We start from the raw sequence: 19,720 nt of genomic DNA, 5'->3' as shown, positions 1-19,720 counted from the left end.
GCGCCTGCACTCATCCGGCCGGCTCATAGCCCACGTCGCAGCCAAAGCGCACGTCGAGCGCCGCGCCCGAGTCCGATTGCACGCTCGTGCACGCCTCGGGACACAAGAAGATCACCCCGCCCGAGATGTAGAATGCATCGGGCTCGCAAGCACCCGGTCCCGTGACCTGGTGGAACGACTGCAGTGGCCCTCCGCCGCCCGGTTGATAGTCGATCTCCACCGTGTCGGGATCGATGGTCTCGCCGGGCGGTGGCTCGGGGATCTGGAACGAGCACGAGATCGGCACCACGTCCACCACGCCCTGGGCGATCTGCTGGAACACCACGTCGAAGCTGCCGGCCTCGCTGAGCGGAAAACGCCAGCCTCCCGAGATCACGCTCACCTGCTGGATCGACTGTCCCGAGCCCTGGAGCGGATCGCCCGGCAGCCACGGAGCGGTGGGTGGCATGTTGGGTGCCATCGAGATGATGCTGTGGAACACGTACTGGCGATCACCCGGGACCCCGAACAAGGGTGGCACCAGCGACAGCAGCTGCTGGTCGAAGGCATCGCCGTCCGCGGTGCCGTTGCTGGCCGAGGTCCCGTCGGTCATGGCCAGGATCACCTTGAGCGAGTCCTCGCGCAGCCACCCGGAGTAGCCGGTGGGCGCCAGGCCGTGGGGATCGGGCGCCGAGTACCACGCGACGATGTTGTTCAGGAACGCGCCCGAGCCGGTGATCCCGTCGTAGTGCTCGTACACATCGGTCACGGCCGGCACCGCCGGCGGCGGATTGCAATCGGTCCCCGACAGCGGCGCCGTGATGCAGATGTCGAGCTGCTCTCCGGGCGGGTAGTCGCCGGCCACGATCACCTGGTAGGGAATCCCGCTCGCGCCCAGGATCGCCGCGAAGTCGTCGTTGATGCTGGCCTCGACCGCATCGATCGCCGCGGCCATGGAGTTGGAGGTGTCGACCACCACCAGCACGTCGACCGGGCGCAGCTGCAGCTCGGGCTCGAGACTCTGCGACACGCACTCGCCGGTGGTCTGACCGTCGTCGGCCATCCCGCTGGTGGCCGGCACGTCCAGCCGCATGCCTGCGGTCTCGTCGCTCGCCTCGGTGGTGCCCGAGGTCCCGGGTCCGATGGTGATGCCGACCGTCGACTCGCTGCCGTCCTCGCGACCGCCGTTGCCGCAGGCGGCCAGCACCAAGCCCGCCCCGATCCAGAAGCCTCGTCCTCTGCCCATCCGCATCGATACCCTCTTCGGTCGGGTGAGACACCGACTCACGGGATCCTTCCGAGCGTGTGTATTCGCCGTGAGCCACACCGCGCCCCAGGCAGGAGACGCGCGCCGCCGAGACCCCATGAGCCGCTCCTCCCCTCGGAACGAGCGTGCCCGAGCCGGTCCAAGCACTCGTCTCCGTTGCGAGCGGCTGCGCACGACCGCCCAAGCGGTGTGCGCGAGCCTTCGCTATCCTCCCGGTTCCCCCATGAAGCGCGTCACCGTACCGTCTCGTCGTCGCCCCTCCCGCTGGGCCCCACTGGCTCTGGCGCTGGGTCTGCTCCCCGTGGCTTCCGGCTGCACGGGCAAGCTGCAGGTCACTCGCCTGAACTCCGAGCAGAAGAAGCCCAACAACGTGTGGGTGTTCTTCACCGTGGAGGATGACGAGGAGCCCGTGGGGGGGCTGACCGCCGACGACTTCGCGATCTACGAGGACGACCAGCTCGTCTCCACCTTCGAGAGCAAGCAGACGATCCAAAACCCCGACGTCGCGGCGGTGATGTACACGCTGCTGTTGCTCGACATGAGCGGCAGCATCACCGAGTCGGGCCAGAGCGACCTGGTGGTCGACGCCGCCGAGGGCTTCGTGGAGCGGGTGGGTCAGTCGCAGAAGGTGGCCGTCTATGCGTTCGACGGGGGCAAGGACATCCGCTCGGTGGTGCGCTTCACCGAGGCCAAGGGCTCGGTCGAGGGCGGCCTCGAGGGCCTGCGCACCTACAAGGCGCGCGACCCCTCCACCAACCTCCATGGCGCCATCGTGCAGGGCCTCGACGAGCTGCACGAGGCGCTCGAGAAGGACGATCGCCCGCTCAAGTTCGGCACCATGGTGGTGTTCACCGACGGCACCGACCGCGCCGCGCGGGTGAGCGCCGAGGAGATGAAGGAGGCGCTCGAGGACGAGAAGCACGCCGACTACGAGATCTTCGCGATCGGCGTGGGGGCCGACGTGGAGGAGGGCGAGGGCAGCCTCAAGACCATCGGGCGCGACGGCACCGAGATGGCCGCCAACGACAGCGACGTCAAGCTCGCGTTCGAGAAGGTCGCCCAGCGCATCGACAACCACAGCAAGCGCTTCTACCTGCTGTCGTACTGCACCCCCGCTCGCAACGGCGAGCACACCGTGCGCATCGAGGCCCAGGCCGACCGCAACAACAAGGGCAAGGCCCGCAAGAAGGGCGAGACCACGTGGACCTTCGACGCCGCCGGCTTCGGACCGCCGCCCGACTGCGACCCGAACCGTCAGCCGACCTTCAAGCTCGATGCCGTGACGCCCAAGGACGGCGAGGACAGCGGCGGTGGCGGCAGCAAGGGGAGCAGCGGCAAGGGGAGCGGCAAGGCCAGCGCCAGCAAGGGCGACGGCAAGGCCGAGGGCAAGGCCAAGGGCGGGTTCACCTTCGGCAAGCCCAGCGGGCCGGGAGGTGGAGGCGAGTAGGTGGATATCACCAGCTCGTAGCATCACGCCAAGAACGGCGTTCCTGTGCCTTATCAACAAGACGAAATCGTCATATGACGATTTCGTCTTGAAATTTTGAAACATCCGAGGCAGCGTCGACGGGTGCTCGGCAGCGACATGCGCTCGGTTCCGCCCAATCCTGGTGGGAGCCTGCCACCCGACCAGATCCTCGGCCGTGATTCCCTGATCGACGGCTACTGGTCTCGCCTCGAGCACCAGAGCCTGGCGTTGTTCTCGCCTCGGCGGGTGGGGAAGACATCCATCCTGCGCCGCATGGAGCACCGCGCTCCCGTGGGATGGCATGTGCGCCATCGCGACCTCGAAGGGCTCGACTCGGCGCATTCGTTCGCTCAGCGTCTATACGAGGACGCGAGTGCTCTGCTGCCCGGCGGGGCCAGGGCGCTGGCTCGAGCGCGCGCCTTGCTCGAGCGCCTGACCGGCTCGGTCGAGCTCAAGAACGTGACGGTCACACTCGCCGATCAGAACTGGCGCCGCCTGATCGAGAGCTTGTTCGAGGATCTCGACGAAGAGATGGGCAAGCGTGGTGAGCGACTCGTGTTCCTCTGGGACGAGTTCACGCTCTTCATCGGTGACCTGACGCTGCGTGGGTCGGAGCGAGACGCGATGGTCTTGCTCGACACGCTGCGGGCAGCTCGGCAGCAGCACCTCAATGTTCGGATGGTTCTCACGGGATCGATCGGCTTCCACCTGGTCATGCGGCAGCTCGACGCCAAGGGCTACCGCAACCGCCCCATCAACGATGTCCGCGTCGAGCGGGTACCGATGTTCGAGGCCGAGGATGCGCGGCCCGTGGTCGCGGCACTGCTGCGGGGCATCGACGTCGAGCCGGAGGCGGAGGTCGTCGAGACGATCATCCGCCAAAGCGAGGGGCATCCGTTCGTCATCCAGCACCTGGTCGAGAGCCTGCAGGCTACTCGAAAGCCGACTGCAGACGACGTTGCAAGCTCCCTGACGCGGCTCCTCGCCCCGCCCAGCGTGCTCGACCTCGGGCACTACGCCACCAGGTTGTCGAAGTACTACGCAGAGCGCGAGGCCCCGGCCCTCGCCGTGCTCGACCTCCTGGCGCGAGAACCCGAAGGCGTCGACGTGGACGATCTGTTCGTGCAGGTGCCCCATGAGCGAGAGCTGCTGCGAACGACCATCCAGGATCTGCGTGACGATGACTATGTCGTGCGACGCGGCCGGAGCCTGCGTTTCTCACTGGACTTCGTACGTCGCCACTGGTGCGAAGACAGGATGCTCTGACCATGTCGCGTCCATCTCGATTCTCGCCGAGGTCCGAGCCCCACGCCGCGCTCGAGGAACGAACGGTCCGTCGCGAGGAGCTGTGTACATCCATCGTACGCGGCCTCACGGACGCGGTGGAGACCAAGCAGGCACGCTTCGAACTCGTCCTCGGCCCGCGAGGCTCGGGCAAGAGCCACTTGCTGGGGTTGGTCGAGGGACGGCTGCTCGAGCTGCTCGAGGGCAAGGCGATCGTGGCCGGCCTCCCGGAGGAGTTCCACCCGAGCTCCCTGGTGCACTTGCTCGCGGAGATCCTGCGATCGCTGCCGCGAAGACCCGAGGACGGGCCCATCGAGCGACAGCTCGCGATCCTCGCCGCATCACCCGAGGATGCCCGCGACCGAGCGGTGACGATGATTCGCGCGAGCCTGAGGGGCCGACCGCTCGTGATCGTGATCGAGAACCTCGACATGGTCTTCGTGGCAATCGGTCGTCAGGGGCAGCACCAGCTTCGATCGATCCTGCAGACGGAGCGAAGCTGGTCGATCGTGGCCTCGTCGCGATCGCAATCACCCGCCTTTTCGAAGGAATCGGAGCCCTTCTACGGGACGTTCATCCCCCGCACGCTCGAGCCGCTCTCGGCCGAAGACTGCCGGGAAATGCTCGTACGTCTGGGACGCGCGTGCGATCGCGAGGAATTGGTCGCAGAGCTTCGATCGCCCTCGGGCCTCGCCCGGGTTCGGACGCTTCGGCACGTGCTGGGCGGATATCCGCGGGCGATGGCCTTCATCTTTCCGCACCTCCATCACGACCGTCCCCTCGCGGTGGAGCAAGCCCTCGACGCACTGGCCGAGGAGCTGACGCCGTACTTCCAGGAACAGGTGGGCCGGCTCGCTCCCGGACAGCGGCCAGTCGTCGAGCTCCTTGCCGAGCACTGGAGTCCGCTGTCGGTGAGCGAGATCTCCAGTGCTACGTTCAGTCCGCAGGCCACGACTTCGACGTTCTTGCGGCGCCTCCGCCAGGACTCGATCGTTCGCTGTACCAAGCTCGGGCGAGAGCACTTCTATGAGATCTCCGACCCACTGTTCCGCATCGCTCGGGCCATGCAGCGCGAAGAGATCCGGGCGAAGACGTTCCTGCGCGTGCTCCGAGGCTGGTACGAGTTTCGCGGGCTGGATCCCTCGTGGTGTGCATGTGCACTGGGCAAGTGGCCGGTCGGTGCTCCCCATCAGCCGGAGCTTGGTGAGTACCACTCCAAGCTCTTCGTTTCGCTCCTGGCCAAGATCATGTCTGGTCAGCCTCACCAGGCCCTCGAAGAGCTGGACGCGATCGACGACCACCACCCCATGAGGAACGCGGTGCGGGCCGTGGCATACGGCTGCCTCGGAGATCACGATCGCTCGTTCGTCGAGCTGCTCTCGGTCGAGTCCACCGAGTTTGCAGCCACGGTCGGATTCGTGGCGGCCCTCGGGAGGGATCCGCCGTTCATGGGAGGCGATGCGGAGCTCCCGGACGAGCACCCGGAGCCCCTGGTCCTGGAGCTCTGCAACATGCTGTACGCGATCCACGAGGCGTTCGATGGACGGGCCTGGTCGTCGCTGCAGGCCGTGGAAGCCCTGGAGAAGGTCCTGGGTCGGGTACCGGCAGACGCTCGCCGAAGCGCCGCCGACGTCGTGTTCCGCACGGAGGTCCTCCCCAGGCTGGCCAGTGCCCATCAGCTCGCGTGTTGCTGGCGCATCCTCTCGTGCCTGGAGCCCGGGCACGGCGAGCCGTGGAGTGTGGCGCTGCTGATGTCGATGAGGCAAGCATGGGCGCTGGGATGCCTGGGCGAGGTCTTCCCGTCCCCTTCCGCAGCGCTCGGGGCCACCGAGTCGTCGAGCCCCCTGTGCAGGGTGGGCTGTGTGCTGGCGGCGTCCGATGAAGGCACGACCTCCTCGGGCGTCCTCGACGAGGTCGAGGCCTCGCTCGCCCGGGTGCAGAGCATTGCGCTTCATCGGCTGGGCACCATGGACGCCATGTGGCTGATGTTGATCTCGATGATCCTCCTCGAACGCCCGCACGAACCGGCCCTGCGGGGGCGGTTCCTCGCGTGGTTTCACGCGTTGCCCGAGGAGTCGCGGGCCACGGTCAGTGGTGCCGCTCGGGCCGGAATCCTCCACTGGGTCGCTCTGGGCCGGAGCCTCGAGCCGCTGCATGCACCTGGAGCACGCGAGATGCTCGACGGCCTCGATCTCGGCGACCCGTGGATCTCGATGCCAGCCGAGGCCAACTCCGCCTACGTTCGGATGTCGGCTTTCGAGCGGGCCTTGATCCGCGACATCGCCCGATCACTGGGCTTGCACGAGCGTCATCGAGCACTCTGCGAGCTCTCGGACGTCGGCTCCTGAACGCGCTCCTCGCACGCCTTCACCCCCCGCTCCTCCAGCCACTTGCACAGCCCGTCCGCGCCCGCATCGCTCATCCACCCGTCCCCCGACCACCCGCGGAAGCGCAGGCCCGTACCGTGGTGGAAGCCGATCTCCGCCACCAGCCGCTCGCCCCGGTAGAGCTCGATCGTCGGCTGGCCACAGCACATGCACGAGCCGCGTTGATCGCTCTCGTTCACCGTCAGCAGCGGCAGGAACGCGCGAACCTCCGCCGGATCGGCGACCTCGAGCAACGTCTCCTCGCTGCCGGGATCGCGATGGCAAAGCCCCCCCGAGCGCACGCGGATCCGCTCGGCACACGCCGTGGAGTCGGCGAGCGCCTGGTTCATCCCAAGCGTCACTCTCGCGGCGGGCACCTGCTCGCGGAACCTCGCGACGTCGGCCGCCGACACCTTCGTTCCCACCAGCGTCAGGTCGCGAAGCGCCGGCATGGGCCCTGACGGCAGCTCGGCGACGTCGCTGCCCCGGGCCTCGATCACCTCGAGCGAAGCATGCCCGGAGAGCGGCGCCAGGCTCCCGAGCTTCGCGCCTCGCAGGTCGAGCCAGCGCAGCTCCGACAACGAGGCGAGCGACTCGAGGCGCAGGCCGTCGATGCCCGACACGTCGAGGCTTCGCAGGCTCGTGAGCGCCGCGAGGTCCTCGGACCCCGTCGTCATTCGACCGTAGGTCTCGATGGCCAGGTGCCGAAGCGACCCCAGCGGACGGAGCCATTCCAGGTCGAGCGGGGCGTCCGGGCCGTTCGACGTGCGGATCACCAGATGGCGAAGCGCGGTCAGACGCGCGAGCGCACTCAGGCCCTGATCGGGATCGGTCTGGGGCTCCTCGGTGCCCGGGAGGAGTCCAATCGCGAACTCGTACGCTTGCAGCTCGAGGTAGCGCACCTCCACGGGCAGAGGCGGCACCGCTGGCACGGAATCCATTTTCGCGGGCCCGGCCTTCATCATGGCGTCGCTGCGGTCGTAGGCCACCACCACGTGCTCGAGCGGCAGGCGCTGCAGCTCCGCGGTCATCGCATCGCTCCACCCGGCCAACCGAACCCCTCGCAGCCCCCTGCGCTCCTGGTCGGTGAGTGCGGCGAGCACCGCCGCATCGTCGACCACCAGCCCCACCAGCCGCTTGGGACCTCCGTCGAGCGAGAGCGACACGCGACGGCCGTCATCCTCCACGAGGTACCGGTGGTGCCCGAGCCCGTCGAGCACCAGCGCCAGCTCGCCCACGTGCACCACATCGCCGGCCGCGAGCTCGCCGGGGCGCCCGGCCAGCGACGTCACCCAGGGCTCCCCGTCGCTGCCCTCCACCTCGAGCCACTTGGAGATCGGCTCGCCGGCCCCCAGCACGGCCGGGTCGCGGCACTCGTAGACCACGGTGGCATCGCGCCCCGTGCCCTTGCAGGTCGTCGACCCCACGAGCACCGCGAGCAGGGCAAGGGCACCGATTCCACCACCACGTCGGCTCACGCTCACGGCGATCAAGCTAGCGCGATCGCCTCGCTCGCGCCCCTGCCGATCGCACCCCCATCGACACTACGCTGCCTTCGCCTTCGCCCTGGCGCGGGCATGCGCGGCCAGGGTGGTGTCGATCGCTTCGTCGAGCGGGGTCGGGCCCACCCCGAACGTCCGTCGAAAGTCGCCGTCGTCGGCCAGGTAGGGCACGTCCCACTGATACGACATCTCGGCCAGCGCGGAGGCGAGCGGAACGAACACGCCGACCGAGCGCAAGGCCCACTGCGGCACGCGTCGCACCCGAACCTTGGTGCCCGCCCGCGCGGCGAAGCGCTCGATCGCCTCGCGCGTGGTCAGCTGCGCCGCCACGGGCAGGTTCCACACCCGACCCAGCGCCTCCTCGTGCGAGCCGAGCACCTCGAGGCCCCGCGCCACGTCGGGGGTGTACGAGTAGCTGTGCGGCATGTCGGGGTTGCCGAACACGTACACCGTGCCGCCCTTGACGATGCGGTCGTAGACGTCGGGGCGCAGCACCGCCGCCTGCGGGGTGTCGGGACCGAAGTAGTCCGAGGCGCGGCCCGAGGTCGCCCGGACGTCGCCGCGGCGGTGGGCCTCGAAGAGCTCCTCCACCAGCTGCTTGCGCAGCTCGCCCTTGGGGCTGCACGGATTCATGGGCGTGCGCTCGTCGAACGGCGCGTGCTCGGGCCTTCCGATCATGTAGAAGCAATCGAGCTGGACCAGCCGTGCACCCGCTCGCCCCGCGGCCTCGCGCACCGCCCGGTAGAGCGGCAGCAGCACGCCGTCCCACCGGGTGTAGTCGGGCGGGTTGGCGCAGTTGTAGACCGCCGTCGCCCCGCGACAGGCCTGGTCGGCAAAGGCGGGATCGGTCACGTCGCCCTGCATCCGGACCACCCCCGGCAGCTCCGCGGTGAACGCGCTACGACGCACGATGCGAACGGTGTGGCCCCGCGACGCGAGGAGACGAGCGAGCTGGGTGCCGACCTGGCCGGCGCCGATGACGGTGTGGATCTCGGTCATGTCCCCCAGCATGGGGTTTGCTTTCGTGCCCGCGTAGTCGAGAATGAGCAAGAGGGGTTTGCATCCATGCAATTGGCGTCGGAGCTGGCCAAGACCCTGCGCTGGGACGATCTGAAGGTGCTGCTGGCGCTGCACCGCCGTGGCTCGCTCAAGCAGGCGGCGCAGGAGCTGGGGGTCAACATCTCGACCATCTCCCGACGGCTGGCGGCGCTCGAGGAGCTGCTGGGCGCGCAGCTGTTCGATCGCACGCCCGATGGGGTGATGCCGACGGCCGCGGCCGAGCAGCTGGTGCCGCATGCCGAGGAGATGGAGCAGGCGGCCGTGGGGTTCGTGCACGGGCTCGAGGGCTTCGAGGTGGAGCCCGAGGGCGTGGTGCGCATCACCGCGCCTCCGGGCCTGGTCGACCACTTCCTGGCGCCCGCGCTGGTGGAGCTGCTGCAGACCCACCCGCGGCTGCGGATCCAGATCGTGGCGAGCATCGGCTATGCCGATCTCACGCGCCGCGAGGCCGACCTCGCGCTTCGGCTGATGCGACCGGCGGCGGGCGACTTCGTGGCCACGCGGCTGGTGTCGACGGGGTGGTGCGTGCTCGGCAGCCCGGCCCACGCCGAGGCGCTGGGCGAGCTGCGCGACCCCGCGGCCACCCGGTGGATCACCTGGGGCGAGGACCTGGCCCACCTGCCCGACGCACGCTGGCTCGCGACCCACGTCGAGCGCGAGCGCGTGGTGCTGGAGACCAGCAGCATGACCGCGCAGATCGAAGCGGTGCGCACGGGGCTGGGCGTGATGGTGGCTCCGCTGGCCTACGCGGGGCTGCGGGACCTGGTCGCGGTGCCGTGCGGCAAGGAGCTCGCCGCGTCGCTGGCCGCGCTGCCGGAGGGCTCGCTGTGGCTGGTGGGCCACCGCGCGCTGCGGCAGGTGCCGCGGATCGCCGCGGTGTGGAGCTGGCTGCGACAGCAGTTCGAGGTGGCACTGGCGCAGAAGCCGAGTCAGTAGTCCGTGGCACGCAGCACCACGTCGTGGCCCACCGAGAAGTCGCCGCGCGTGGTCTCGAGCGTCCCCGTCAGCGTCGCGGCCACGCCGTCGAGGTCGGTCAGCAAGTAGTACTCGTTGAAGCCCACCGGCACGTACTCCATCGCGAGCACGCCGTCCTCGTTGCACACGAGCGGGGTGTACTCGCCAAAGAACCGCACGTAGGCCAGCGACTCGGCGGTGTCGGTGGTCACCACCTCGACCCGCAGGTATTGCAGCTCCGACAGCTCGAGGTTCTCGATCGTCACGTCGAGCTCGGTGAACACGCCGCCCTGCGGCGGTGGGAACACGTCGACCTCGATCCCGTCGTCGAGCACGGCCCCGCCGCCACGGTTGGTGAGGGTGAGCACCGGATCACCCTCGCCGCCGCATGGGCCGGGATCGGGGCCGGGACACCCGAGCAATGCCCACGCCATCGCCAGCAGACCGAGCAGGCCGACCACGACGGGCGCCATGCCGTTGCTCCGCGCGCTCATTCGTCCTCCCCCGCCGCCACGAGTCGGCCCGACACCAGCGACTGTCGCACGAACTCGATCACCCCGCTCGCAATCTCGTCGGGCTGGACCTCACATGCCTGGGCGTAGCGCTCGACCAGCTCGGCCACGGTGGCGGGCTCGCGCAGCTGCTCCACCAGCATCGCCGCCGCGTCGCTGAGCGCTTCGCTGCCGCCCCGACCCGCGGGCAGCCGCAGCGACAGCCGGGCCTCGCTGCCGTCGGCGGCCAGCTCCTGCACCAGCCAGGCGTCGTCGGGCAGCCCCACCAGGGTCCGCAGCAGCCGCGGCGACGGCAGCGAGGCGGTGGCGATCGCCTGCCACGTCTGCTCGATCACCTCCGCGCTCACTCCCGCCAGGGTCGCGCGCTCGAGCGTGACCGAGAGCGGGGGAGCCTGCTCGTCCGACGACGCACGATGGCGCAGCACCGCGAGCGCGTGCTCGCTGCGCTCGATGCCCTGGGCGTGCAGGTGTTCGCGGTAGCGCTGCACCGCCCGGGCATACTCGGGGCCCAGCCGGGGGTGGCTGTTGGCGGCGTAGCCGATCGCCTGCAGCTCGGGCGAGTTGCCGGGCGCCACGAACAAGAGCTGCTGCAGTGCGTCGTCGCCGTGGGCGTCTTGCAAGCGACGCCACAGCGGAGCATCGGGTCGCACGGGGCTGTCGAAGAGGATCCGCGCCTGTCCGCCGGGAGCGAGCACCCGGGGTAGCTCGGCGATCAGCCGCATCGTGAGCTCGTCGCCCATCGCTCCGCCGTGGAGGTAGGTGGTGGCCTCGACCTGCGGCGGATGGACCACGAACGGCGGCTGGGCGATCACCAGGTCGAAGCGGCGGCCGGCCACGGGCGCGGTGAGATCGCCGGTGTGCAGCTCGATCGCCAGCCCGTTGAGCGCGGCATCGAACCGAGCCCACGACTCGGCGCGAGGGTGCAGATCGACGCCCACGACCTCGGTGGCCCCGCGCGCGGCGGCCACCAGCGCCAGCGAGCCCGCGCCGCAGCCCACGTCGAGCACGCGGCCCGCACCGTGGGGAATCGCCCGCGCCAGCTCCTGCGTGGTCGCGCCCGGGCCCATCACCGGATCGGCCCCGTGCATGTCGTCGGAGGCGATCCACAGCTCTTCGAAGGGCAAGAGCCGCATGCCGCCGCGCCAGCCCTCGGCCGACCGCCGCAGCGCACCCGCCCGCGACAGCCAGTCCACCAGGCCACGATCGAGCACGCGCGCGACCGCGTGATCGTCGACCGCGTCGCCGTAGGCCCAGAGCCGCGCGAGCACGGCGGCGGGCTCGGTCCGATGGCGCAACCACCAGACCACCGCGGGCAGCCGCACGGCATCGAGCATGCGCGGCGCGATGGCCTCGCAGCGCCCGAGGAACGCGTCGTCGAACGCGGCCTCGCGCAGCACCGCGCGCAGCTCGTCGATCGGACCCTCGAGCAATTCGGACAGCGACAGCGCATCCGCCATGGGCCGCAACATTAGCCTCGTTTGACAGGGCCCGATCGCTTACGTGTAATGCGCTCATGGGGCGCTCCCCATTCGTTCGCGACGAGGCCAAGCAGCGCTTGCGCGAGGCGGTGCAGTCCGTCGAGGCGCGCTCGAGCGCGGAGATCGTGGTCGCGGTGCAGCCGTGGTCGGCCAGCTGGTCCGCGGTCGACGGCTCGTTCGGGGCAGCGCTCGCCTACGTCACGCTCCTCTACACCCTGTTCGCGCCCGAGGAATTCGGCCTGACGTGGATCGCCCTGATGGTCCCGGCCGCGTTCGTGGTGGGGTTGGTGCTGTGCCGCGCGCTGCCGGGCTTGCGCATGCGCCTGGCCGGCCGCGGTCGGGTCCGCCGCGCGGTGGAGCAGGGCGCCCGTGCGCGCTTCGTGGAGCTGGGCGTGAGTGCCACCCGCGAGCGCTCCGGGGTGCTCGTCTACGTGTCGATCGCCGAGCGGGTCTGCGTGGTCGTGCCCGACGTCGGCGTCGTGGCGCGCGTACCCAAGGACGCGTGGGCCAAGGCGGCCGCACGCGTGCAGGATGCGGTGGCCATGCACGGCGTGAGCGAGGCCGGCCTCGCCGCCCTGTGCGAGGCCGTGCAGGCCCTCGCCGAGGTGCTCGAGCCGCCCATGCCCCGCCGCGAGGACGACACCAACGAGCTGGAGGACGTGGCATGACCCCACGACGACGCCTGGGGGTGCTCGTGGCGCTCGCCGCCCCGCTCTCGCTGGGCGTGGCCAGCTCGGCCGCGGCGGCCGAGCGCCCCGGCGGCGGCTCGTCGTTCAGCGGGGGCTCTCGCTCGTCGTTCGGCGGAGGCTCCAGCAGCAGCAGCTACCGCAGTAGCAGCAGCAGCAGCTACCGCAGCAGCGGTGGCGGCGGCGGCGATCTGGGCCCCGAGGGCTTCCTGCTGTTCATCGGCTTCGGGGTCGTCCTCGTCACGATCAACCTCTTCACGCGCTCGGCCAGCGACGACGACGGCTGGAGCAGCGGCAGCAGCGACGACACCGACTACTCCACGCTGTTCTCCGCGGTACCGGCCAGTTCATCGTTCGGTCCGTTCAAGCCCAAGCCGGTCTCGCTGGAGCCGCTACGCAGCCACGATCCCGACTTCTCCCAGATCCTGCTCGAGGACTTCCTCTACGAGCTCTACACCCGCACCCACGAGTCGCGCACCAGCCCCGAGGACCTCGAGCTGCTCGCCCCCTACGTCGACGCCAAGACACGCGCAGCACTGGCCACCCGTGGGCGCCGCAAGGCGGTGGCCGTGGGCGGGGTGATCGTGGGCTCGATGCGCGTCGCCAAGCTCGTGCAAAAGGACGGCTGGGACGCGATCGAGGTCGAGTACGAGAGCAACTACACCGAAGCCTACGCCAAGGGCGACGATCCCATGCAGTCCAGCCGCCTGGGCTTCTACGCCAAGGAGCGCTGGCACTTCGTGCGCAAGCAGGGCGTCGCGAGCCGCAAGCCCGACCAGACCCGCGGCTTCAATTGCCCGAGCTGCGGTGCCCCGGTCGAGCACAGCCAGCACGACGCCTGCAGCTACTGCGGAGCCAAGCACGGCACGGGCGACTTCGACTGGCTGTGCAATGGCATCGTGGTCACGCGCGAGGAGACCCGCGGCCCCACGCTCACCGGCTACGCCCCCGAAGTGGGCACCTACGACCCCACGGTGCTCGACGCTCGGCGCGACCAGCAGCTCGCCGCGCTGCAGTCGATCGATCCAGACTTCGACCGCACCCGCTTCCTCGCGCGGGTGGAGATGATCTACCACGAGCTCAACGACGCCTGGTCGAGCCTGCGGTGGGATCGCGCCCGACCGTTCCTCAGCGACCGACTGTGGCTGTCGATGCGCTACTGGATCCACGCCTACGAGCAGCAGGATCTGCGCAACCAGATGCTGGGCGCCAAGGTCGATCGCCAGGAGATCGCCAAGGTCGAGCTCGACCCGTTCTTCCACGCGATCACCGTTCGGGTGTGGGCCAGCGCAATCGACCAGACCGTGCACCGCCAAAGCGGTGCGGTGGTCGGTGGTGATCCAAGCACCCCTCGCGACTACAGCGAGTACTGGACGCTGATCCGTTCGGCCCAGCGCCGCGGCCCGGCCTCGGTCGAGGCCAATTGCCCGAGCTGTGGGGCAGCCCTCCAGCTCAACATGGCGGGCAATTGCCATTCCTGCGGGGTCAAGGTGACGTCGGGGCAGTTCGACTGGGTGCTCAGCAAGATCGAGCAGGACGAGGCCTACCTCGGGTAGCACCGACGGCGCTGCCGCCCGGGCGGTGGTTCGAGCGGATCCTCATACTCGCCCCAGTGCCGTGAAACGGGCGAGAATCCATCGTTTGCCGGGTCCTACGGGCGATCTCGGAATCCTTCGGTCCACTCGGTAAGAGTCTGGCCCGGTCGCTCCTACGGGGTTGGGCACTGCGATCAACGACTGGCGTTGCCACCACGGCCACGTCGGGTCGGGCGCTGGTGCTGTCCCCTGTGCAGGACCGACCCCATGCCAACGAAGGACGACGCCCCCGAGCCATCCCCCGTACACGTGGTGCCCCCACCGCCAGGCGCCAACGACCCCAACGAGTCGACCGAGGACCCGACCGAGGACGACGAGGCCCTGCTGCGTGCGCTCGGCCAGTGGCTCCACGCGCGCGAGGCCGCCGATGCGACCGAGGTCGACCTCGTCGTTCCACCACCACCTCCGGCGATCGACGATGCCGAGCTCGGCGCCAGGGTCGACGCGCTGGTGGGCTCCAGCGGGCCGCGGATCCTACGGAGGGTGCTCTCCCACGTTGCCGTCGCGGCGGCCGCGGTGGGGGCGGTGCAGCTCGGCACGATGGTGGTCGAGCGCTCGACCGAGCCCCCGGGCGCGAACTACAGCCTCGACCTGCGCGGTGGCGATGGCCAGGTGTTCGCGCCGTCGAGCGGCGACCGGATCTACTCGTCCGACAGCACCTTCGAGCTCAAGCTGCGCCCCGACCGAGCCGTCACCGCGCCCGTCGAGGTGATGATCACGGCGTGCCGCGAGGGCACCGACTGTGACACCGGCACCTTTCGGATCCGGCTCGGGCCCGAGGCACTCGAGGTGGACGAGCGTGGCGGGCTCCACTACCGAGCCCCGGTCTCGAGCACGCTCCCGCTGGCCCCGGGGCGCTGGACGCTGACGTTTGCCGTGGGCGCCCCCGGGGCATGCCTGCTCGAGGTCCCCGAGCAACCGTGCCGCGAGCTCGGCCGCGCCTCCGTGGAGCTGCGCGAAGCCGGGGGTCGGGATGCCAAGTAGCCTTCGCAGGCCCCAGCCGCGCTCGATCGACGAGTCGACGCTGCACGCGGCACGGGCCCACGACGTCGAAGCCATCGGGCTCGTGGTCGAGGCCATCGGCACCGCGCTCGATCGGGTGCTCGACGACCGCCTGCAGCGGTGCTCGCCGACCGAGCGCCACCACTACGAGTGCACCGCCCTGGCATACCTCACCGACGGCCGCCTGGCCGTGCTCGGTGAGTGGTCCTCGTCGATGCCCGTCTCGTTCGAGCAATACGTGGTCGACGTCACCTGCGCCTGGCTCGACGGCATGGTCGAGCTGGCCCAGCGGTCGCCCGCACTGCGCCCCGAGGACTGGACGCCCTCGATGGTGACCGCCGCGCTCGACGGTCGTCGGGCGCTGGTCCGAGAGCTGGCCGAGCTCCTCGTCGTCCACCTGCGGCACGTCGCCCGGCTCACCCTGCGGTGGGCCGGCTCGGCGCCCGATGCATCCAACGTGGTGGTCTCGGCCGAGGACATGGCTCAGGACTATGCCGCCGTGCTGCTGGGCCGTGGCGGCACCACCCTCCGCCGCTGGGATCCCGGGCTCGGCCGACGCACCCTGCCCAGCTACCTGTCGCTCATCGCCCAGCGCTACTTTTGGCAGCGCATCAAGCAGGAGCGCAAGCGGCTGGATCGTGAAGTGCTGGTGCTCGAGCCTGCCGCGTCGGTGGGGGGCGACGAGCTACAGCAGGCCCTCCGCCGAGAGCAGCGCATGCGGACCCTTTGCTCGCGCCTCGAGGCCGAAGAGCGTCGCTTGCTCGACCTGCTGCTCCAGGGGGTCTCCGCCGAGCAAGGAGGGCTCGAGCTGGGCATCAATCCCAATGCCTTCTACCAGCGCAAGCGGCGGCTGATGGCGAGGATCAAGGCAATCGTCGCCGCGCTGGACGACCAAGAGAAGAACGACGGCGAGACCTGACTGGACCTGGGGGATCCGCTTTGGCCGAGCCACACGAGAACCAACACCCATGAAGATCACACGACCCCCCCTCGACTCCCATCTTCGTTCCCCGGGCCTTCCATGGTCGATGCTCACCTCGACTCGTGGCCCGGGCAGGGCCGTCGTCACCCACCTCGGCGTGGCCGTCCTCGCGGCGGTGCTGGTCCTGCTCGCGAGCCCCCGTCCTTCCACGACGGCCGATGCCCCCTGCGGACTGGCCCTCGGCGAGTCGACCGGCGTCCCTCGTGATCCTCCTGCGCCCAGCGAGGTCAGCGTGGACGTTCGCGGCGGCGTGCCCTCGACCGACGGCACGAGCGTACCCACCTTTGCGCCCACCGATCGGGTGAGCATGGTGGTGCGGCACAATGGTCGCCGCAGCGAAGACGCCCGCTTGCTGCTCCGCGTGCAACGGCTCGATCGGGCCAGTGCATCGACGTCCGCCGGCTCCGAGATCTACGTCGTGCTCGACCCGCGGCGCGTCGCCTGGAAGGGACAATCGCTCCACTATGAAGGTACGATGAGTGAGATCCTGCCCCTCGCTCGAGGTCTTTGGCGCCTGACCGTGATGATCAGCGATCCCCGCGAGTGTGCTCGCATGCCGCTCCACGTCTGCACCCGCTCCGAGACCCACGTTCGGTCGATCTGACCGACACCCGAGCGGCGCTCCCATCCAAACCGCTCGCTTCGAGGCTCCCATGCGCAACCGTCACCTCGTGCTCCTCGCGTCGCTGGCCATCTCGGCGATCGTGGCGCTCTCGTGCCGGATCACGACCATGACGCCGGCCCGACCCTCGGCCGTGTCGGGCTGCGACTTCGTGCGCACCGAGAGCGGCGGTCTGCAATGCCTCCTGCCGGCGCCGGCCGAGGGCCACGAGCTGGTCCTGTGGTTCCAGGGCCAGGAGCTGCTCGACCCCGAGGTGACGCTTCGGGGGTGGCGGTCCTGGTCCTTGCCGGTCGACCGTGAGTTCGTGGGCGTGGGCACGCGGCTCGTGGTCCGCGTGGGTCACCCCGGTACGCTCGAGATCACGGGAGCCGTCGTCGAGCCGAGCACCGGGCTCACCACGCAGGGCACGTGGGCCGTGGAGCTGGAGCAACGCCCGACCACCCCCAGGCTCGACGCGATCGCCAGGCGCTGGCGGACCACGCCCGCCGATGCCGAGGCGCTCCTCGAAGATCTCGAGGTGCCGGCGATCATGGCGTCACGGTGGCAGGCAGCCGAGGCCTGGGCGCTGCGCGGCGAGATCCTGCGGCGCACCGCAACTCCCGTAGAGGCGCTCGATGCCTTCGAGCGCGCAATGCAGGTCGCCGGGCCCGACGAGCTGTCGCTACGCTGCCGATTGACCATCACGATCGCCGAGCTGCACCTGGTGGACCGCGAGGACTTCGAGGCGGCCGATCGCATCCTGTACGAGTCCGAGTGCCACGCGCTCGGCCTCGTCCACGGGGCCCCCGAGGCGATGCTGCAGGGGGCACTCGCCTTCCGCGAGGGTCATCTCGACCAGTCCATCGCGCACTTCGAACGCGCCGCCGAGGGAGCGCATCGGCTGCGCCTGCCGCAGGTGGGGCTGGCCGCGGCCGGGCAGCTCGCGGTGGCCCAGGCACGAGCCCAGCGCTTCGAGAGCGCAGCGCGGACCCTCGCCCGGGCCCGCGCGCTGGCCGAGGAGCTCGAGGTCGACTGCGAGGATCGGCTCGCGCTCGCGGGCCACGAGCTGCTCATCGCCACCGAGCAGGGGCACGGTCGAGAGGCAGCGGTCGCGCAGGCCATGCGCGGGCTCGAGACGATCCCGAACGACTGTGTGACCTCGGCGTCCGCGCATGCCCTCACCGTGCTCGGCATCGCCTACGCCATGCAGCAAGCGGGTCGCATCGACGAAGCGCAGCGCTGGCTCGACGGGCTCGACGACCGCACGCTCCACCCCCAGCAGCGCATGTATCGAGCCTCGATCGCAGCCGACGTGGCCGTGGCCCGAGGCGACCGGGGAAGGGCCACGGTGGAGATCGACCGCCTCTCCGAGCTCGTCGACCGTCATCCCCACGAGTCCAACCCCGAGCTCGAGGTGCAGCGCGAGTACGTTCGAGGGACGATCGCGGCCGCCGAGAACCGGCTGGAGTGGGCGAGCTGGCACCTCGGACGAGCGATGCGCATGCAGGAGGATCGGCTGCGCCTGGTCCCCCTGGGGCTGTCGGCCAGCCGCGTGTCCGCGCGCGAGGCCGATCCCGGGCGCGCGCTGGTGGAGCTGCAGCGGCGCCAGGGCAACGACGAGGCGGCGCTGTGCACCGCCCGCTTGCTGCGCAACCGCGCGGGTCGCATGCTGCTGGACGCGGCCCGCCTGTATGCCGAGGACCGCTCGCGCTACGAGCGGCTGGTCGACCGCGTCCACGATGCAGAGCAGGCGTTCGAAGACGCGGAGGCCATGGGCTCGGACGCCACCCTCGACCGAGCCAAGGCCGAGCTGCTGGCGGCTCAGCGCGCCCTGGTCGAGTCGCTCGGCCAGGCGGCGGGCCTGCACGACTACTCGCCGTCGTCGCTGTGCGCGGCGCTGCCCGAGCCCGAGCCCGGCGAGCTCGCGTTGCTGTTCCACCAGGACCCTCGGGGTCGCTGGTGGCTGTTCGAGTGGTCGCACGCCGAGCCGGTTCGCATCCACGACGTGGGGCCGCTCGATCCCTCGCCCACCGACGAGCCACGGCAAGTGGTGGAGCGCTGGCTGCACCCGGCGCTCGATCGGCTGGAGCATGCCTCTCGCATCCGCCTGCTGACCGAGGGCCCCACCAACGGGATCGTGTTCGAGGCCCTGCCGTGGGAGGACGGCACGCTCGAGCAGCGCTTCGCCGTCACCTGGGGCCTGGACCTGCCGCGACGCCCGGAGCTCGCGCCGAGCCCCGATCAGGGGGTGCGCCCCGTGGTGGTCTACACCGACTACTACCACGAGTTCGATCGCGACCAGCCGCGGGCCAATGCCATGATCGAGTCGATCGAGCGCGTGTGGGGACGCGAAACGCCGGTGCTGCCGGTGCTGGTCGAAGGGTCCTCCACCCGAGATCTCGAGCGCCTGTCCGGGGGTGCCGCACCGCTCATCGTGATCGGACACAACTCCGCGGTCGACGAGCTCGAGATCGACAACCCCGAGTGCCCCACGCCCCGCTCGTCCCGCGAGCGCGGTGAGCACGGGCGCACGCTCGATCCCAGGCTCGATCGCGATCCCAAGCGACCGACCCCGGGGCTGTGGATCAACCAGACCTCGATGGGCCTGGGTACCCTGCTCACCCTCGAGCCCCCGCGGGTCGCGATCCTCGAGAGCTGCGCCACGGGCCCGGTCGACGAGCTAAGCCTCGACGGCACCGTGGGCCTGGGACACGTGCTGATCGCGGCAGGAACCCGGCAGGTGCTGGTGACGCGACGCAAGGTCTGCCCCGCTTCGGCCTTCGACTTCCTTCGAGCGCTCGTCGAGGCGGCCGCGGGCGAGCCCCTCGATCTTCCCGCCCTGCTGCGAGCGGCACGGCACGCCGATTCCGACCACGTGCATCGCGTCCTCGTCCCGTAGCGATCGCGGTGGGTGCGCGGCGGTTCGAAAGGTTCATCGTTGAAATGGCTGTCAGCTTCCTTGGACCTCGCCACTATGGACTCGGT

General features: G+C 70.0%; 15 protein-coding genes. 10 read left to right on the top strand and 5 right to left on the bottom strand.

Going from position 1 to position 19,720, the window contains the following annotated elements:
* Positions 1-10 precede the first annotated feature (10 nt).
* Positions 11-1,225: a hypothetical protein gene (locus OEB96_RS08270; protein WP_266214938.1), complete on the bottom strand. Its 1,215-nt coding sequence runs from the start codon at positions 1,223-1,225 to the stop codon at positions 11-13.
* A 244-nt stretch (positions 1,226-1,469) separates the two neighbouring features.
* Here OEB96_RS08270 and OEB96_RS08265 point away from each other — a divergent pair, with 244 nt between their 5' ends.
* From OEB96_RS08265 to OEB96_RS08255, 3 genes are all read left to right on the top strand, one after another.
* A complete protein-coding gene (locus OEB96_RS08265; protein WP_266214937.1) occupies positions 1,470-2,693 on the top strand; it encodes a VWA domain-containing protein in 1,224 nt (407 codons plus the stop codon).
* A 123-nt stretch (positions 2,694-2,816) separates the two neighbouring features.
* A complete protein-coding gene (locus OEB96_RS08260) occupies positions 2,817-3,980 on the top strand; it encodes a hypothetical protein (protein WP_266214936.1) in 1,164 nt (387 codons plus the stop codon).
* 2 nt (positions 3,981-3,982) lie between these two features.
* Positions 3,983-6,346, top strand: a complete 2,364-nt coding sequence (locus tag OEB96_RS08255) for an AAA family ATPase (protein ID WP_266214935.1) — start codon at positions 3,983-3,985, stop codon at positions 6,344-6,346.
* On the opposite strand, the gene OEB96_RS08250 is transcribed toward OEB96_RS08255, so the two are convergent.
* Complete coding sequence (locus OEB96_RS08250) at positions 6,307-7,848, bottom strand: leucine-rich repeat domain-containing protein (RefSeq protein WP_266214934.1); 1,542 nt, start codon at positions 7,846-7,848, stop codon at positions 6,307-6,309. The genes OEB96_RS08255 and OEB96_RS08250 overlap by 40 nt on opposite strands.
* 60 nt (positions 7,849-7,908) lie before the next feature.
* A complete protein-coding gene (locus OEB96_RS08245) occupies positions 7,909-8,865 on the bottom strand; it encodes an NAD-dependent epimerase/dehydratase family protein (RefSeq protein ID WP_266214933.1) in 957 nt (318 codons plus the stop codon).
* A 66-nt stretch (positions 8,866-8,931) separates the two neighbouring features.
* Between OEB96_RS08245 and OEB96_RS08240 the strand changes: the two genes are divergently transcribed.
* Positions 8,932-9,861 carry a LysR family transcriptional regulator gene (locus OEB96_RS08240; RefSeq protein WP_266214932.1) on the top strand — a complete coding sequence of 310 codons (930 nt, stop codon included), beginning with the start codon at positions 8,932-8,934 and terminating at the stop codon, positions 9,859-9,861.
* Here OEB96_RS08240 and OEB96_RS08235 read toward each other — a convergent pair.
* Positions 9,855-10,373, bottom strand: a complete 519-nt coding sequence (locus OEB96_RS08235) for a hypothetical protein (RefSeq protein WP_266214931.1) — start codon at positions 10,371-10,373, stop codon at positions 9,855-9,857. The two genes, OEB96_RS08240 and OEB96_RS08235, sit on opposite strands and share 7 nt — an antisense overlap.
* On the bottom strand, positions 10,370-11,848 hold the full coding sequence (locus OEB96_RS08230) for a PqqD family peptide modification chaperone (protein WP_266214930.1): 1,479 nt from the start codon (positions 11,846-11,848) through the stop codon (positions 10,370-10,372). The genes OEB96_RS08235 and OEB96_RS08230 overlap by 4 nt, the downstream gene beginning before the upstream one ends.
* Before the next feature lie 56 nt (positions 11,849-11,904).
* Here OEB96_RS08230 and OEB96_RS08225 point away from each other — a divergent pair, with 56 nt between their 5' ends.
* From OEB96_RS08225 to OEB96_RS08200, 6 genes are all read left to right on the top strand, one after another.
* Positions 11,905-12,537 (top strand): hypothetical protein, encoded by a 633-nt coding sequence (locus OEB96_RS08225; protein WP_266214928.1) that lies wholly within the window; start codon positions 11,905-11,907, stop codon positions 12,535-12,537.
* Positions 12,534-14,111, top strand: coding sequence for a TIM44-like domain-containing protein (locus tag OEB96_RS08220; protein WP_266214927.1), 1,578 nt, complete (start codon positions 12,534-12,536; stop codon positions 14,109-14,111). Before OEB96_RS08225 ends, OEB96_RS08220 begins: the two co-directional genes overlap by 4 nt.
* A gap of 246 nt (positions 14,112-14,357) precedes the next feature.
* Complete coding sequence (locus tag OEB96_RS08215) at positions 14,358-15,134, top strand: hypothetical protein (RefSeq protein WP_266214926.1); 777 nt, start codon at positions 14,358-14,360, stop codon at positions 15,132-15,134.
* Positions 15,124-16,071: a hypothetical protein gene (locus OEB96_RS08210; protein WP_266214925.1), complete on the top strand. Its 948-nt coding sequence runs from the start codon at positions 15,124-15,126 to the stop codon at positions 16,069-16,071. The genes OEB96_RS08215 and OEB96_RS08210 overlap by 11 nt, the downstream gene beginning before the upstream one ends.
* A 109-nt stretch (positions 16,072-16,180) precedes the next feature.
* Positions 16,181-16,738, top strand: a complete 558-nt coding sequence (locus tag OEB96_RS08205; protein ID WP_266214924.1) for a hypothetical protein — start codon at positions 16,181-16,183, stop codon at positions 16,736-16,738.
* Positions 16,739-16,787: 49 nt separating this feature from the next.
* Positions 16,788-19,634, top strand: coding sequence for a CHAT domain-containing protein (locus OEB96_RS08200; RefSeq protein ID WP_266214922.1), 2,847 nt, complete (start codon positions 16,788-16,790; stop codon positions 19,632-19,634).
* Positions 19,635-19,720 lie beyond the last annotated feature (86 nt).

The organism is Paraliomyxa miuraensis, assembly GCF_026337845.1.
In the GTDB taxonomy this organism is placed as follows: Bacteria; Myxococcota_A; Polyangia; order Nannocystales; family Nannocystaceae; genus Paraliomyxa; species Paraliomyxa miuraensis.
The sequence above is the reverse complement of the archived record's forward strand: the minus strand, read 5'-3'. Positions and strand labels throughout refer to the sequence as shown.

Coding starts and splice junctions, on each gene's coding strand:
- OEB96_RS08270 (WP_266214938.1), bottom strand. CDS start 1,225: ATGGGCAGAGGACGAGGCTTCTGGATCGGGGCGGGCTTGGTGCTGGCC.
- OEB96_RS08265 (WP_266214937.1), top strand. CDS start 1,470: ATGAAGCGCGTCACCGTACCGTCTCGTCGTCGCCCCTCCCGCTGGGCC.
- OEB96_RS08255 (WP_266214935.1), top strand. CDS start 3,983: ATGTCGCGTCCATCTCGATTCTCGCCGAGGTCCGAGCCCCACGCCGCG.
- OEB96_RS08245 (WP_266214933.1), bottom strand. CDS start 8,865: ATGACCGAGATCCACACCGTCATCGGCGCCGGCCAGGTCGGCACCCAG.
- OEB96_RS08240 (WP_266214932.1), top strand. CDS start 8,932: ATGCAATTGGCGTCGGAGCTGGCCAAGACCCTGCGCTGGGACGATCTG.
- OEB96_RS08235 (WP_266214931.1), bottom strand. CDS start 10,373: ATGAGCGCGCGGAGCAACGGCATGGCGCCCGTCGTGGTCGGCCTGCTC.
- OEB96_RS08230 (WP_266214930.1), bottom strand. CDS start 11,848: ATGGCGGATGCGCTGTCGCTGTCCGAATTGCTCGAGGGTCCGATCGAC.
- OEB96_RS08225 (WP_266214928.1), top strand. CDS start 11,905: ATGGGGCGCTCCCCATTCGTTCGCGACGAGGCCAAGCAGCGCTTGCGC.
- OEB96_RS08220 (WP_266214927.1), top strand. CDS start 12,534: ATGACCCCACGACGACGCCTGGGGGTGCTCGTGGCGCTCGCCGCCCCG.
- OEB96_RS08215 (WP_266214926.1), top strand. CDS start 14,358: ATGCCAACGAAGGACGACGCCCCCGAGCCATCCCCCGTACACGTGGTG.
- OEB96_RS08210 (WP_266214925.1), top strand. CDS start 15,124: ATGCCAAGTAGCCTTCGCAGGCCCCAGCCGCGCTCGATCGACGAGTCG.
- OEB96_RS08205 (WP_266214924.1), top strand. CDS start 16,181: ATGCTCACCTCGACTCGTGGCCCGGGCAGGGCCGTCGTCACCCACCTC.
- OEB96_RS08200 (WP_266214922.1), top strand. CDS start 16,788: ATGCGCAACCGTCACCTCGTGCTCCTCGCGTCGCTGGCCATCTCGGCG.